Source organism: Streptomyces sp. NPDC090077 (assembly GCF_044747545.1).
In the GTDB taxonomy this organism is placed as follows: Bacteria; Actinomycetota; Actinomycetes; order Streptomycetales; family Streptomycetaceae; genus Streptomyces.
In genome coordinates, this window is the sequence record NZ_JBIVEG010000009.1 from 106,867 (window position 1) to 121,445 (window position 14,579).

At 72.6% G+C, this 14,579-nt stretch carries 13 protein-coding genes and 2 tRNA genes; 3 read left to right on the forward strand and 12 right to left on the reverse strand.

The genetic code is table 11. The features are described 5' to 3' along the window. Window positions 1-19: 19 nt before the first annotated feature. From ACIPW5_RS17500 to ACIPW5_RS17510, 3 genes are all read right to left on the reverse strand, one after another. Window positions 20-385, reverse strand: a complete 366-nt coding sequence (locus ACIPW5_RS17500) for a PH domain-containing protein (RefSeq protein ID WP_007265334.1) — start codon at window positions 383-385, stop codon at window positions 20-22. A gap of 455 nt (window positions 386-840) precedes the next feature. Next, window positions 841-913 (reverse strand) — tRNA-Arg (locus tag ACIPW5_RS17505). Window positions 914-1,249: 336 nt separating this feature from the next. Beyond that, window positions 1,250-1,340 (reverse strand) — tRNA-Ser (locus ACIPW5_RS17510). Window positions 1,341-1,517: 177 nt separating this feature from the next. Here ACIPW5_RS17510 and ACIPW5_RS17515 point away from each other — a divergent pair. From ACIPW5_RS17515 to ACIPW5_RS17525, 3 genes are all read left to right on the forward strand, one after another. Further along, window positions 1,518-1,940 (forward strand): SSI family serine proteinase inhibitor, encoded by a 423-nt coding sequence (locus ACIPW5_RS17515; protein ID WP_401245529.1) that lies wholly within the window; start codon window positions 1,518-1,520, stop codon window positions 1,938-1,940. A gap of 119 nt (window positions 1,941-2,059) precedes the next feature. Continuing rightward, window positions 2,060-5,293, forward strand: coding sequence for a PAS domain-containing protein (locus ACIPW5_RS17520; RefSeq protein ID WP_401245531.1), 3,234 nt, complete (start codon window positions 2,060-2,062; stop codon window positions 5,291-5,293). A gap of 14 nt (window positions 5,294-5,307) precedes the next feature. Continuing rightward, window positions 5,308-5,883 carry an antibiotic biosynthesis monooxygenase gene (locus ACIPW5_RS17525; protein ID WP_125813447.1) on the forward strand — a complete coding sequence of 192 codons (576 nt, stop codon included), beginning with the start codon at window positions 5,308-5,310 and terminating at the stop codon, window positions 5,881-5,883. A 12-nt stretch (window positions 5,884-5,895) separates the two neighbouring features. Here the strand turns inward: ACIPW5_RS17525 and ACIPW5_RS17530 are convergent, their stop codons facing one another. The 9 genes from ACIPW5_RS17530 to ACIPW5_RS17570 all read right to left on the reverse strand — a co-directional run bounded on the left by ACIPW5_RS17530 (window position 5,896) and on the right by ACIPW5_RS17570 (window position 14,452). Beyond that, window positions 5,896-7,545, reverse strand: coding sequence for a long-chain fatty acid--CoA ligase (locus ACIPW5_RS17530; protein WP_401245533.1), 1,650 nt, complete (start codon window positions 7,543-7,545; stop codon window positions 5,896-5,898). Window positions 7,546-7,712: 167 nt separating this feature from the next. Beyond that, window positions 7,713-8,246 (reverse strand): SigE family RNA polymerase sigma factor, encoded by a 534-nt coding sequence (locus ACIPW5_RS17535; RefSeq protein WP_401245535.1) that lies wholly within the window; start codon window positions 8,244-8,246, stop codon window positions 7,713-7,715. A 134-nt stretch (window positions 8,247-8,380) separates the two neighbouring features. Beyond that, window positions 8,381-9,547: a lipid-transfer protein gene (locus tag ACIPW5_RS17540; RefSeq protein ID WP_401245537.1), complete on the reverse strand. Its 1,167-nt coding sequence runs from the start codon at window positions 9,545-9,547 to the stop codon at window positions 8,381-8,383. Then, window positions 9,544-9,933 (reverse strand): MaoC family dehydratase, encoded by a 390-nt coding sequence (locus tag ACIPW5_RS17545; protein ID WP_401245539.1) that lies wholly within the window; start codon window positions 9,931-9,933, stop codon window positions 9,544-9,546. Before ACIPW5_RS17545 ends, ACIPW5_RS17540 begins: the two co-directional genes overlap by 4 nt. Continuing rightward, the gene (locus ACIPW5_RS17550; RefSeq protein ID WP_401245541.1) at window positions 9,930-11,000 is read right to left on the reverse strand and encodes an acyl-CoA dehydrogenase family protein; all 1,071 of its coding nucleotides are present in this window, start codon (window positions 10,998-11,000) and stop codon (window positions 9,930-9,932) included. Before ACIPW5_RS17550 ends, ACIPW5_RS17545 begins: the two co-directional genes overlap by 4 nt. A gap of 1 nt (window position 11,001) precedes the next feature. Then, on the reverse strand, window positions 11,002-11,916 hold the full coding sequence (locus ACIPW5_RS17555) for a bifunctional MaoC family dehydratase N-terminal/OB-fold nucleic acid binding domain-containing protein (protein WP_401245543.1): 915 nt from the start codon (window positions 11,914-11,916) through the stop codon (window positions 11,002-11,004). Then, a complete protein-coding gene (locus tag ACIPW5_RS17560) occupies window positions 11,913-13,064 on the reverse strand; it encodes an acyl-CoA dehydrogenase family protein (protein WP_401245809.1) in 1,152 nt (383 codons plus the stop codon). Before ACIPW5_RS17560 ends, ACIPW5_RS17555 begins: the two co-directional genes overlap by 4 nt. 174 nt (window positions 13,065-13,238) lie before the next feature. Next, complete coding sequence (locus ACIPW5_RS17565) at window positions 13,239-13,550, reverse strand: hypothetical protein (RefSeq protein ID WP_401245548.1); 312 nt, start codon at window positions 13,548-13,550, stop codon at window positions 13,239-13,241. Between the two features lie 539 nt (window positions 13,551-14,089). Beyond that, entirely contained in the window at window positions 14,090-14,452 is a 363-nt protein-coding gene (locus tag ACIPW5_RS17570; protein ID WP_401245550.1) for a DUF6344 domain-containing protein, read from the reverse strand. Between the last annotated feature and the right edge of the window lie 127 nt (window positions 14,453-14,579).

Consider the following 14,579-nt stretch of genomic DNA (forward strand, 5'->3'; position numbering starts at 1 on the left):
CGGCCCAACGGGCCCGCGGTCAGCGCGCGACGAACTGCGTCAGGATCGCCTGCATCTCGTAGATGTCGACCCCCTTGGTGAAGGTCTTCTCGATCGGCGCCGGGCTGCCGGATATCCATATCTTCAGCTCGGCGTCGAGATCGAAGTGCCCGGCCGTCTCCACCGAGAAGTGCGTGATGCTCCGGTACGGGATCGAGTGGTACTCCACCTTCTTCCCCGTCAGCCCCTGCTTGTCGACGAACACCAGCCGCCGGTCCGTGAACAGGATCGTGTCGCGCACCAGCAGGTACGCGGCGTAGACCTGCTCGCCGTTCCCCAGCAGCCGCGCGTAGTCCCGCTGCGCCGACGACGGGTCGACGGTGTGCGCGTTCCCGAACAGTCCCATGAGAGCCCCCATCAAGGTTCGAACGATCTTCAAAAACCCTAGCCGGGGCGCCGCCTGATCCACGTCCCCCTCAGGAGCCATCCCACCCCTGAGCTCTTCCGGGGTACCTCTCCCCCTTGAGTACCGTCCAGCGCGAGCAGGAGGCAGCGGGACCCGCCAAGGCGGCCACACCGGCTCCCGCCGCGTGATCCAGGGCTCGCGTGACGCCCTGCGGGCCGGCCTGCCGGTGATCCCGCTCCGGAACAACCGGCACACGCGCAGCTCGCTCCCGGTCGCGCTCAAGGTCCACCCGAAGGTGGCACAGCGGATCCTCCGGCATGGAAGAAACGCGGGACGCCATCGGCAAGCTGTCCGAAGCGACGGGTGGCGGCGGCTGAGGCGGTTGCCGCACTTCGCTGCTGTACGGCCTAAACGACAGAGGCCCCAGACTCTCGTCTGGGGCCTCTGTCCTGCTGTGCACTCGGCAGGATTCGAACCTGCAACCTTCTGATCCGTAGTCAGATGCTCTATCCGTTAAGCTACGAGTGCTTGGGCTTCCCGGGTTTTTTTCGCCCCGTTGGCCTTGCGAGAACAACAATACATGGACCTCGCCGGGACGCGAAATCCATTAGCCCCAAGGCCTCTGACCTGCGAAAACGCCCTGGAAGAAGATCGTCCGGAAGGTTCGGCGCCGCAGCGTCCGGCCCGGCGGGCTACCCACGGGGAGCCATCCGAAACCCCTTCCGGCCCCCTCCAGGCCCTGAACGCATCCGGCCCGCTCCGCTCCCCGCCAGGAAGCCGAAGGCACCGAAGGTCGCCGACCGCACTTCGACCCCCGAACGCACCGAAGCCCCGGTCCATCAGGACCGGGGCTTCGGTGAGGTGCGGAGGCGGAGGGATTTGAACCCTCGATGGGGTGTAAGCCCCAAACCGCATTAGCAGTGCGGCGCCATAGACCGGACTAGGCGACGCCTCCAGCACACCCTCGCGTACGAAGGTGCGTGCAGATGATGACACAGGCGCGGGGCCGGTCACCAATCCGCTCCCAACGGTACAAGGAGCCGGGGCCGCAGGGCAAAGGCTTAAGCACGCAACGTCGGAGCGGGAATTTCGTTGGTGAGGCGTACGACGTACGGACGACCTGGAGTGCCCCATGCTGCGTCTCGCCGCCTTCGCCGTCACCTCCGCCCTGGCCGCCGCGGCTGCCGGACCGCTGCCGCCCCTGCCCCTGGGCCGCCTGCTGTCCGCACCCGACCGGCTCACCATCGAGATCTCCAAGAGCGGCAACCGCCTCGTGGACGGCACGCACCGGCTGGAGTGCCACCCCGCCGGCGGCGACCACCCCTTCGCCGAGGAGGCCTGCGCCCGGCTCGACACGCTGACCAGACAGGGCAAGGACCCCTTCGCCGAGTCGGAATCCAAGAACTGCTCGTTCCAGTACGGCGGGTCGGCCGTCGCCCGGGTCACCGGAACATGGCGCGGCCAGAAGGTGGACACCACCTTCCAGCGCAGGAACGGCTGCGACATCGCCCGGTGGAAGAACCTGGAACCTGTGCTTCCGGGGGAGCATTCCTGACCTGGGACGATGCGGCGGATGCACGTTTTCCCCCGTCCATCCGCCACCTCACGGCAGGACCGTGCCCTTAGACTCCTCCCGTGACATGCCGGTAGTCGTGGTCAGGGAGGAAGCTCGTCGTGAGCAGCAGGCCATCCCGAGGCGCTGCTCGCCTCGCAGCAATACTCGACGCGCTCCCGGACGCGCTGTTGCTCGTCAACGCCAACGGCACGGTCGTCAACGCCAATTCGATCGCCCTCGAAGTCATGGAGAGCCCCGGTACCGGGCTCGTGGGCCGCGGGGTCCTCGACCTCCTGCCGGAGTTCGACTCCAAGCAGATCCCCGGCTCCATGCGCCGCCCCGGCGACCGCGAAGAGGGCCGCTCCAAGCCGAAGCGGATGACCGCGCGCCGCACCGACGGCAGCGAGTTCCCCGTCGAGGTCACCAGCGCCCACCTCGACGGCCGTGACGCCTACCGCGAGCCCCAGCCGTACACCGGCGACGAACTGCTGATGCTCGTCGTCCGGGACCTCTCCCAGACCGTGGACACCGAGGCCGAGCTGGCCCGCTCCCAGCGGCAGACCGAGATGATCCTGCGCGCCGCCGCCGAGGGCGTCGTGGGCACGGACACCGAGGGCCGCGTCGTCCTCGTCAATCCGGCCGCCGCGCAGATCCTCGGGTACCGCGCCACCGATCTCGGCAACCGCGAGCTGCACGGGCTGATCCAGCACTCGCGCGCCGACGGCTCGCCCTTCCCCTTCGACGAGTCCCCCCTCGCCGACACCCTGCGCAGCGGGCGCAAGCACCGGGTCCGCGGCCAGGTGCTGTGGAACAAGGCCGGACAGGCCGTGGCCGTCGACCTGACCACCTCGCCCGTACGGGACGGGGAGCTGCTCGTCGGCGCGGTGATGACCTTCACCGACCGGCGCCAGTACGACGCCCTCGCGGCGCGCCACGCCCAGCTGCTGGCCGTCCTCGGGGACTCCCTGCGCGGCCCGCTGGAGGAACTGCGCGGGGAGCTGGCCACGCTGGCCGCCGACGACGGGGGCCAGCTGTGGCCCGAGGCCAACCAGCTGCTGCACCATCTCGCCGCCGGCTACTCGCGGATGACGACCCTCGTGGACAACGTGCTGGAGTACCAGCGCCTGGACGCGGGCAGCGACAAGCTCAAGAAGAAGAACGTCCTGATCAACACGGTCGTCGCGGCGGGTGTCGACGGGGCGGTGGAGCTGATCGGCCCCGGTCGGGTGCAGTTCGCCGTCCACGCCCCGACGATCGAGGCCGAGGTGGACGAGGGACGGATCGCGGCTGCCCTCGCGCACCTGATCGCGGACGTCGCCGGGGTGGACGCCACCGGCAAGACCGCCCAGGGCAGCGGGTACGGCGACTCCACGATCGTGGTGGCGGCGGCCCAGCGGGGCGATGTCGTACGGATCGAGGTGCGCGGCCCCTACGAGGGCGGCGACCCGGTGCACGAGCCGATCGTGCGGGGCATCGTCACGGCGCACGGCGGGGTCCTGCAGACGGTGGAGGTGCCCGGTGCGCCCGGCGGGGCGTACGTGCTGGAGCTGCCGCTGGGTTCGGGCGCCGGGACGGTGACCCTGCCGGAGCCCGAGGAGCCGCCCGCGCCGGAGCCCGAGGCCGCCCCCGCGACGGTCTCCGGCGGCCGGCGGGGCCGGCGCGGGGTGGACGCCTTCCTGGAGGACGAGGCCGACGGGGCGAAGGGCCACGGGGCGCGTGAGGGCGGGGGCGCACTGGCGCTGCCGTCCGGGCGCCGCCGTGCGGAGGGCGAGGCGCCCGCACAGGGCGTCGTGGCCGGTCCGGCGGAGCTGGCCCAGTCCCCGGTGAACCCCGCAGGACTCGGTACCGGGCGCCGGCGGGGCCGTGACGGTGACGACGCCCCGCACGACGGGCCCGTGCCTCCGCAGGGCACCGCGATGCCCGCGCTGCCGCCCGTACCGTCGGTGCCCCCGGTTCCGGTGACCGAGCACCCGGCGGGCCGCCGCAGGGCGCTGGGGCCGGCCGGGGCGGCCGCGCAGCCCGGCGGCCCGGTGCCGGCGGGCGGGCTCCCGGCGCCCGGCGCGCCGCGGCCCGTGGCCCCCGAGGGCGGCTTCGCCCTGCCGGCCGGGCCCTCCGCGGGTTCCGGTTCTGCCGAGCCGGACGCCGAGGGGCCGGGCGGACGCCGTGGCCGGCGGGTGCTCGGCGCCCCTGCCGAACCTGAGCCGCCGCAGCCGGCCGAGGCCGCGGAGCCCGCGCTCCCGACCGGGCGGCGGCGTGCGCTGCCCGCGACCCCCGCTTGGCCGGTGCCCGCCGCCCGCACCGCACCCGAGGACGACGAGACCCCCGGGCAGCCCTCCGTCCCCGGTGCCCGACGGCCCGACGGGGCCCCGGCGGGTGCGGGGCAGCCGATCAGCGTGCGCGCTCTGGGCACCCTGGGCCAGGGCATCGCCGTGGACCCGGGCGCGGCGGCCGGGGAGGGTTCCGGTTCCGGCCGGCGCCGTCGGCTCGCCGAACCCGCGCCCCAGGGGCGGGCCTTCGCCATAGGGGCCCCCGAGGCGGGCGCGGCCGAGGGCCCGGAGCCGCTGGACGGCCCCGGGGGAGCGGTCGAGGTGGTCAACCGGCCCGTACCGCAGCCCGTGGACGACGAGCTGCCGCCGGAGCCGCTGGACAACCCGCGCCGGCTGCTGGTGTGGCCCGCGCCGGACGCACAGACGCAGCAGGCGCTGAGCGACCGCGGCTACCGCCCGGTGATCGTGCACTCGCGGGAGGAGGTGGACGCGCAGATCGCGGCGTTCCCCGCCGCGCTGTTCGTCGACCCGCTGACCGGGCCCATCACCCGGACCGCCCTGCAGTCCCTGCGCCAGGCCGCGGTGGCCGCCGAGGTTCCCGTCCTGGTGACGGCCGGGCTGGGGCACGCCACGCGCGAGGCGGCGTACGGCGCCGATCCGGCCGTACTGCTCAAGGCGCTCGCGGCCCGCGACAGCGAGCAGCACCCGTCCCGGGTCCTGCTGATCGAGGAGCACGAGGAGATCGCCACCGCGCTGACCGCCGCGCTGGAACGGCGCGGCGTCCAGGTCGCCCGGGCGGGCGCGGACACCGACGCCGTCGAGCTGGCGAGCCGGATGCGGCCCAACCTGGTGGTCATGGACCTGATGCAGGTCCGGCGCCGGCGGGCGGGGATCGTGGACTGGCTGCGCGCGAACGGACTGCTGAACCGCACTCCGCTGGTCGTCTACACGACCAGCGGGATCGGTCCCGCCGACCTGCCGCGGCTGGCCTCGGGCGAGAGCGTGCTGTTCCTCGCGGAGCGGGCCACCACGGCCGATGTGCAGGGCCGCATCGTGGACTTGCTGGCCAAGATCGGGACCAACTAGCGATCCTGGGCCCCATGGCCATCACCGACACGTCCGAGCACACCGTTCCCGCCGACAACGGGGAGGTCAACCTCCTCATCGCCCGGCAGGTGGAGCCCGGCCACGAGGAGACCTTCGAGGCCTGGGCCCACGGGATCCTGGAGACGGCCGCGGCCTTCCCCGGGCACCTCGGGTACGGCCTGTTCCGGCCGGCCACCGAGGGCGGCCCGTGGTTCCTGGTGCACCGCTTCCGCGACCAGGCGGCCTTCCAGCGCTGGCAGGACTCCCCCGAGCGGGCCCAGTGGTTCTCGAACTGCCTGGGCCACCACCACACCGAGATAGCCCGGCGGGAACTGCACGGGATGGAGACCTGGTTCGCCAAGCCGGGTACGACCCGGCCCGCGCCGCCGCGCTGGAAGATGGCGATCAGCTCGGGGCTGGCCATCTTCCCGATCTCGCTCGCGGGCAACGCGCTGCTCGGGCCGTACCTGGTGGACCTGCACTTCGTGGTGCGGACGGCCGCCTTCGCGGTCGTCTTCAGCACCCTGATGACCTACGTGGCCATGCCCGCCGTCAGCAGGCTGCTGCGGCCGTGGCTCACGCGGGGCTGATCTCCCCGGCTCCTACGCGAGGATGGTGACGTCCAGCTCGCCGTCCGCGTACTGCTTGCGGATCACCTTCTTGTCGAACTTGCCGACGCTGGTCTTCGGAACGGCCCCGACGATCGTCCAGCGCTCCGGGAGCTGCCACTTGGCCACGGACTGGCCGAGGAAGGCGCGCAGGCCCTCGTAGTCCGCCGTGGCGCCCTCCTTGAGGACGACCGTGGCCAGGGGGCGTTCGCCCCACTTCTCGTCCGGGACGGCGACGACCGCCGCTTCGGCCACCTCGGGGTGGGCCATCAGGGCGTTCTCCAGGTCGACGCTGGAGATCCACTCGCCGCCGGACTTGATGACGTCCTTGGCCCGGTCGGTGAGGGTGAGGAAGCCGTCGGAGCTGATCACGCCGACGTCCCCGGTCTTGAGCCAGCCGTCCGCGCTGAACTTGTCCTCGGGACGCAGGGCTTCGCCGGACACCCCGTTGTAGTAGGAGGCGGCGATCCAGTTGCCGCGGACCTCCAGCTCGCCCGCCGACTCCCCGTCCCACGCCAGGACGTCGCCGGCGGGGCCGATGAGGCGGGCCTCGACGCCGGCCGGGAAGCGGCCCTGGGTCACCCGGTACGGCCACTCCTCCTCGGCGGTCAGCCCGGCGGGCGGATGGGCCATGGTGCCGAGCGGGGAGGTCTCGGTCATGCCCCACGCGTGGCAGAGGCGGACGCCGAGCCTGTCGTAGGCCTCCATCAGGGAGGGCGGACAGGCCGCGCCGCCGATGGTGACCTGCCTCATCGAAGTCAGGTCGCGCGGCTTCGCGGTGACCTCGGCGAGCAGTCCCTGCCAGATGGTGGGGACGGCCGCGGCGTGCGTGGGCTTCTCCCGTTCGATCATCTCGGCGAGCGGGGCCGGCTGGAGGAACCGGTCCGGCATCAGCATGTTGATGCCGGTCATGAAGGTGGCGTGCGGCAGGCCCCAGGCGTTCACGTGGAACTGGGGCACCACGACCAGGCTCGTGTCGTGGTCGGTGAGGCCCATCGACTCGGTCATGTTGACCTGCATGGAGTGCAGGTAGATCGAGCGGTGCGAGTAGACGACGCCCTTGGGGTCCCCGGTGGTGCCGGAGGTGTAGCACATGGCCGCGGCCTGGCGCTCGTCCAGCTCGGGCCAGTCGTAGCGTTCGGGGCGGCCCGCAAGGAGCTCCTCGTACTCGTGGACCCGGACGCCCAGGCCGTCGAGGACGGAGCGGTCGCCGATGCCCACGACGACGACGTGTTCGACCGTCGTCAGGTGCGGGAGCAGCGGCGCCAGCAGCGGCAGCAGGGTGCCGTTGACCAGCACCACCCTGTCCGCGGCGTGGTTGACGATGAAGACCAGCTGCTCGGGGGGCAGCCGCAGGTTGAGCGTGTGCAGGACCGCGCCCATGGACGGGATCGCGAAGTACGCCTCGACGTGCTCGGAGTTGTTCCACATGAGGGTCGCGACGCGTTCGTCCTGCCGGACCCCGAGCTCGTCGCGCAGCGCGTGCGCGAGCTGTGCGCTGCGGACGCCGATCTCGGCGAAGCTGCGCCGGTGCGGCTCGGCCTCACCGGTCCACGTGGTGACCTGGGACTTTCCGTGAATCGTCGACCCGTGGGCCAGGATCCGCGAGATCAGCAGCGGTACATCCTGCATGGTGCTCAGCAAAGCGTCCTCCCGGTGAGCGCTGCGGCGCTGCGGCGGCTGTCGGATGCTGCCGATTCTGCGCACGTACCGGTCGGCATGTCACTACCCGGGAGTACAAACAGGCTGGCCCGTCACTGTCCGGAGCCGTCGCGTGGCCGATGTTTCACGTGAAACACCGCGGCTGTCCGTCAGCGCACCGGGGTGAGCTCGGGGTCCTCGCGCAGCTTGACCAGCGCCCGGGAGACGGCGCTCTTGACCGTGCCGACCGAGACTCCGAGGAGCTCGGCGGTCTGCGCCTCGCTCATGTCCTCGTAGTAGCGCAGGACCACCATGGCCCGCTGCCGGTCGGGGAGCCGGGTGACGGCGCGCCACATCGCGTCGCGCAGCGCCTGCGCCTCGGCGGGATCGGTTCCCGCCGGGGTCTCGCTCTCCGGGATCTCGTCGCAGACGAACTCGTCGACCTTGCGCTTGCGCCACTGGGAGGTCCGGGTGTTGACCAGGGCCCGGCGGACGTAGCCGTCGAGGGCGCGGTGGTCCTCGATCCGGTCCCAGGCGACGTAGGTCTTCGCCAGGGCCGTCTGGAGCAGGTCCTCGGCGTCGCAGGGGTTGGCGGTCAGGGAGCGCGCGGTGCGCAGGAGGACGGTGCCACGGGTCCGGAAGTACGCCGAGAACGACGGGTAGTGCGTCGGATTCGAGGCGAGCGTGCACACAGACGTGGTCATGGCTCCACGCTAGAAGCGGCGCGCTCTTCTGGGATCGGCCCAAGGTGCCGGAGCCGGGTCCCTCTCAGGTTGTACGGGCGGGCCGCGCCCCACCTCCTGAAGGTGGAGGGCGCGGCCGCCCGCTGGGACCGCAGTCAGAGCCCGGCCCCCAGCAGCAGACCGGAGGTGGGCACTCCCGTACCGGCCGTGACCAGGACGTTCTCCGCCCCGGGGAGCTGGTTGACGGAGGTTCCGCGCACCTGGCGGACCGCTTCGGCGATGCCGTTCATGCCGTGCAGGTAGGCCTCCCCGAGCTGGCCTCCGTGGGTGTTGAGGGGGAGCGCCCCGGCCGCCGTGAAGTCCGCGGCCTCCCCCGGACCGCAGAAGCCGAAGGCCTCCAGCTGCATGAGCACGAAGGGGGTGAAGTGGTCGTAGAGGATGCCCACGTCGATGTCCGAGGGCCTCAGGCCGCTGGTGCGCCACAGCTGGCGGGCGACCACGTCCATCTCCGGGAGGCCGGTGAGGCCGTCCCGGTAGAAGGAGGTCATCGCCTCCTGGCGGCGGCCGGCGCCCTGCGCGGCGGCGGTGATCACGGCGGGCTTCTGCCGCAGGTCCCGGGCCCGCTCGGCGGTGGTGACGACGAGGGCCTGACCGCCGTCGGTCTCCTGGCAGCAGTCCAGCAGCCGCAGCGGCTCGACGATCCAGCGCGAGGCCGCGTGGTCGGCGAGGGTGATCGGCTTGCCGTGGAAGTAGGCGGCGGGGTTGTTCGCGGCGTGCGCGCGGCCGGTGACGGCGACGTGGCCGAAGGCCTCGGGGGTCAGGCCGTAGGTGTGCAGGTAGCGCTGGGCCGCCATGGCCACCCAGGACGCGGGGGTGAGCAGGCCCCAGGGCAGGGACCAGCCGAGGGCGGAACCTTCCGCGGAGGGTTCGCGCTGCTGGACACCGGAGCCGAAGCGGCGGCCGGAGCGTTCGTTGAAGGCGCGGTAGCAGACCACGACCTCGGCCACCCCGGTGGCGACGGCGAGGGCGGCCTGCTGGACGGTGGCGCAGGCCGCGCCGCCCCCGTAGTGGATGCGGGAGAAGAAGGACAGCTCCCCGATGCCGGCCGCCTGGGCCACGGTGATCTCGGGGCTGGTGTCCATCGTGAAGGTGACCATGCCGTCGACGTCGGCGGGGGTGAGCCCGGCGTCGTCGAGGGCGGCGTGCACCGCCTCGACGGCGAGCTTCAGCTCGCTGCGGCCGGAGTCCTTGGAGAACTCGGTCGCACCGATGCCGGCGATGGCGGCCCGGCCGCCGAGGCCGTCGCGGTTGCGGACGCTCATGCCGGGGCCCCCAGGGTGACGGTCACGGTGCCCGTGACGTGGTGGCCGATGCGGTTGGCCCCGACGATCCTGATCTCGGCGGTGTCCCCGTCGACGGCGGTGACCGTGCCCGTGAGGGTCATCGTGTCGCCCGGGTAGTTGGGGGCGCCGAGGCGGATCGCGACCTTGCGCAGGACCGCGTGCGGGCCCAGGTGGTCGGTGACGTAGCGGCCGACCAGTCCGTTGGTGGTCAGGATGTTCATGAAGACGTCCGGGGAGCCCTTCGCGCGGGCGAGTTCCGCGTCGTGGTGCACGTCCTGGTAGTCGCGGGAGGCGATCGCCCCCGCCACGATCAGGGTGCGGGTGACCGGGATCTCCAGCGGCGGCAGCGCGTCGCCGACCTTCATGCGTGTTCCCCCTCTGCTTCCGCTTCTGCTTCCGCCCCTGCTTCCGCCCCGGATATGAGGGCGCCCAGTTCGGCCAGCAGCTCGCTGCCGCAGCCCAGGTAGGCGTCCAGCTGGCGGCCCCACAGGAAGTGCCGGTGGACGGGGTGGTCCAGGTCGGCGCCCATCCCGCCGTGCAGGTGCTGGCCCGCGTGGACGACCCGCTTGCCCGCCTCGGAGGCCCACCAGGCCGCCGTGAGCGCGTGGTCGCGGGCCGGGAGGCCCTCGTCGACCCGCCACGCCGCCTCGTACGCGGTGACCCGGATCGCCTCCGTGTCCATGTGGGCGTCGGCCGCACGGAGCATGACGCCCTGGTTCGTGGACAGCGGGCGGCCGAACTGCTCACGGGTGGAGGTGTGCTCCACGGCCCGGGCCAGCGATCCCGCGCAGACCCCCGCCTGGAGTCCGGCGAAGGCGGTGCGGGCGGCGCCGAGCACCTGGTCGTACGCTTCCGGGCCGCCGAGCCGCTCGCCCCGCGCCCCGTCCAGGGTGAGGCTCCCCGACGCCCAGGGCGCGGTGGTCTCCACCGGCCGGACGGCTGCCCCGGCCGCGTCCGTCCGTACGAGCCACAGGGCCCGGCCGGTGTCGGGGACCAGGACGTGCGTGGCGTCGCGCAGCCAGGGCACGGCGGGGGCGGTGCCGCTGAGCCGGCCGTCGGGCGTTGCGGTGAAGCGGCCGCGCTCGGGGAAGGCGCCGGTGGCCACCGCCTCGCCGGAGCCGAGGGCGGGCAGCAGCCGGGCGCGCTGCTCGGGGCTGCCGTGCGCGGCCACCGGCAGGACGCCGTACGCGCAGGTGGCGGCGTACGGGACCTGCGCGGTGGCGCGGCCCTGCTCCTCCAGCAGCAGGACCAGGCCGAGCAGGCCGACGTCCTCGACGGCGGCGGTGAGTCCGGCGGCGGTCAGGGCCTTCCAGAGTTCGGCGTCGCTGCCGGTACCGGCAGCGGCGAGCCGTTCGTGGGTGGCCAGGTCGCGGAAGATCCGCGCGGCGAGGCCGGCCGCCGCGGCCTGTTCCTCGGTGGGGTGGAAGTCCATGTCAGCCGGCCTCCCCTCGGAAGACGGGCAGTTCGAGGGTGTCGTCGACGCGCAGGAACTCCAGCCGGACGGCCATGCCGATGCGGACCTTGTCGTAGGGGACTCCGGTGATGTTGCTGACCACCCGGACGCCCTCGGCCAGCTCGACCAGGGCCACCGCGTAGGGCGGGTCGAACGCCGGGAAGGGCGGGTGGTGCATGACGACGTACGAGAACACCGTGCCGGCGCCGCCCGCCTCGACGGTGTCCCAGTCCGGGGAGGAGCAGGCGTTGCAGCCGGGCAGCCAGGGGAAGCGCAGGGTCGCGCAGGCCGTGCAGCGCTGGATCAGGAGCCGGTGCTCGCGGACCCCGTCCCAGAAGCCCTGGTTGTCGCGGTTGATCACCGGGCGCGGCCGGGGCGGGGCCGGGGGGCGGCTCTCGGGCCGGGGGGCGGGGGCGTACTTCAGGATGCGGAAACGGTGGGTGCCGGCGGGTTCGCCGTTCGCCCGGACGTCCATGCGGGTCGTGACGAAGTGCCCGGTGCCCAGCTTGGTCGTCTTGCGCGGCGAGACCGATTCGATCACGGCGTCGAAGGTCACCCGGTCGCCGGGGCGCAGCGGGCGCAGGTACTCCTGCTCGCAGTCCGTGGCGACCACGGAGGTGCAGCCCGCGGCGTCGAGGAGCTCGAACAGCTCGTCGTAGGCGGAGGAACGGTCGGTGTGGCCGGAGAGGCCGCCCATCGTCCAGGCCTGGAGCATGGTGGGCGGGGCGATGGCGTCCGGTCCGGTGTAGGCGGGGTTGGTGTCGCCCATCGCCTCGCACCAGTGGCGGATCATCGGTTCGTTGACCGCGTCCTTGGCCCGGCCCGCGGTGGCGGCGGGCCGCCCCTCGAAGGCCTTGAGCCTCTCGTGGAACGGGTCGCTCTCCCCGGCGGTCATCGCTTCCTCCCCTTCATTCCGAGCCGCATCATGGCGACGATCTCCCGTTGGACCTCGCTGACCCCGCCGCCGAAGGTGTTGATCTGGGCGGCCCGGTTCATCCGCTCCAGCTCGCCGCCGGCGAAGGCCTCCGGACCGCGTACGAGGGCTTCCTCGCCCACCGCCTCCTGGCAGATCCGGTAGACCTCGACGGTGGACTCGGTGCCGAGGAACTTCACTCCGCTGGCGTCGCCGGGCGCCAGGGTGCCCGCGCCCACGTCCTGGACGAGGCGCCAGTTGAGCAGGCGTACGGCGGCCAGCCGGGCGTGGGCCTCGGCGAGCCGGGACCGCACCCAGGGGCGGTCGGCCGGACGCTCGCCGGTGGCCGGGTCGGGGGTGCGCGCGTGGCGCAGGGCCCGCGCGTAGAAGTCCTCGGCCTGCATGCCGATGGCGGCCAGGGCGACGCGTTCGTGGTTGAGCTGGTTGGTGATCAGGCCCCAGCCGCCGTGTTCGGGGCCGACGAGGTTTCCTTCGGGGACGCGGATCGCGTCGTAGTACGTCGCCGTGGTGGTGAGGCCGCCGACGGTGTCGATCGGGGTCCACGCGAAGCCGGGGCTGTCGGTGGGCACCAGGATGATCGAGATGCCCTTGTGCTTGGGGGCCGTCGGGTCGGTGCGGCAGGCCAGCCAGATCCAGTCGGCGTTCTGGGCGTTCGAGGTGAAGACCTTCTGTCCGTCGATCAGCCAGTCCCCGCCGTCGCGCACGGCCCTGGTGCGCAGCGAGGCCAGGTCGGTGCCGGCCTCCGGCTCCGAGTAGCCGATGGCGAAGACGATCTCGCCGCGGAGGATCCGGGGCAGGAACCAGTCCTTCTGGCGCTGGGTGCCGTACTTCATGAGGGTGGGGCCGACGGTGTTGAGGGTGACCATGGAGACGGGGGCGCCCGCCCGGTAGGCCTCGTCGAAGAAGACGAACTGCTCGTCGGGGCCCCGGCCCTGGCCCCCGTACTCGACGGGCCAGCCGAGTCCGAGGAGGCCGTCGGCGCCGATCCGGCGCAGCAGTGCGCGCTGTGCGGCCGGATCCTCGGGGACCCCGTCGGGGAGCAGGTCGCGGAAGTACGCGCGCAGTTCGGCGCGCAGTCGCGCCTGGCCTTCGGACGGGGCGAGGTGCACGGCGCTGGCCTCCCGGCATCGCATCGGACGAGTGAAACTGACTGTCCGTCAGATTCACTGCCGATGTCAAGGTCGGGAGAGGGGGCCGGGCATGCGGAAGGGCGCCCGCACGACCGGACCCCAGCCGGTCCGGTCGTACGGGCGCCCTCAGCGGTCAAGCGGCTCCGGGGCCGCCTACCACCAGGGGAAGAAGTTCACCGCGACGTTGGAGTTGGACTGGTGGATCGCCGTGTACGCGGAGCCGTTGACCTGCGCGGTGTTGTTCTGGTTCGAGGCGCCGGAGCCGGTGGCCACCTGCTGCGAAGTGGAGGAGTTGCCGCTGTTGCTGCCGCCCACACCGCTGCCGATGATGCTGGCGACGCTCGCATTCGATCCGTCGTTCGCGAAGGAGCCGTTGTCGGCCGCGGCCACGCCGCCGAAGACGGCGAGGGCGAGGGGGAGCGAGGCGACGGCGGCGATGACGCGGGCGGTACGGATGCTTGCCATGTCTGATTTCCCTCCAGGAAACCGAAGTGGGGTGTAATCCGAGGCAGTTGGCCGACCGCCTCGGTCGTTCGTGCTGCTGACGACGTCGCGAGACCAGAGTTGCCCACCGAATCCCCGGCGAACCACCCCGCAGCCTGCTATTCCCCCGCAAGCATGACCAACTGCGGATAAACCCCGTTCGCGCCCCTGCCGCCCCACGCGGCGCACCGGCAACGCGCGAAAGCCCTACGCCCGCACGAGGCGAACCGTTCCGCCAAACCGGCTCGTCCCGGACATGCCGAAAGGGGCCGCGCCGTCCGGGAACCCCGCCGTCTCCCGGTCCTGCGGCCCTGCCGTACCAAGCTTCACGCCCCCCGCACGCCCCGGACGAACGCCGGTGCGACCCCCTGTGCCCCATCCCCGGGGGCACTGCACGGCGCGCCTGCGCCGCATCCTGCCGTTTCCGCTGCTGCTCCTGCTGCCGTGCTCACTGCCGTTCCCGCTGCTGGTCCTGCTGCTGGTCCTGCTGGGTCCTGCTGGTCCTGCTGCTCGGGCTCCCGCTAGGCGGCGAGGGTGAGCCCGTCACGGTCCGCCGCGGGGGTGAGGTGCGCGGCGGCGGTGGCCGCGTCGGGTGCGAGGGCCGCGGCGGTGGTCGAACGCCGGACGGACGGGGCCTTGCCGTGGGCCTCGGCCCGGATCCGCTGCTTGATCGTCGGCGGGAGCGAACCGCCCCGCATCACCGCCCGCCAGGTCCGCCGCGCCACCGCCGCCGGCCGGCGGCGCACCACGGGGGCCACCGGGGCGGCGACCGCCTCACCCGCGGCCACCGGGGCCGTCTTCCCACCGAGACCGAGGGCGGCCAGGAGCGCCACGAGCGCGGCGAGGACGGTGGTCCAGATCGAGGTGATGCTGCGGTGGGTCATGACGAGCCCCTCATTTCGCGATGTTCCGACGGGCGGATCTGCATACATTCGTCATGATGTGCCTGCAACCGCAGGACCCCCGCAACGCGCGCCGATCTTCCGACAAACACCACTCGGAAGGCCCAGA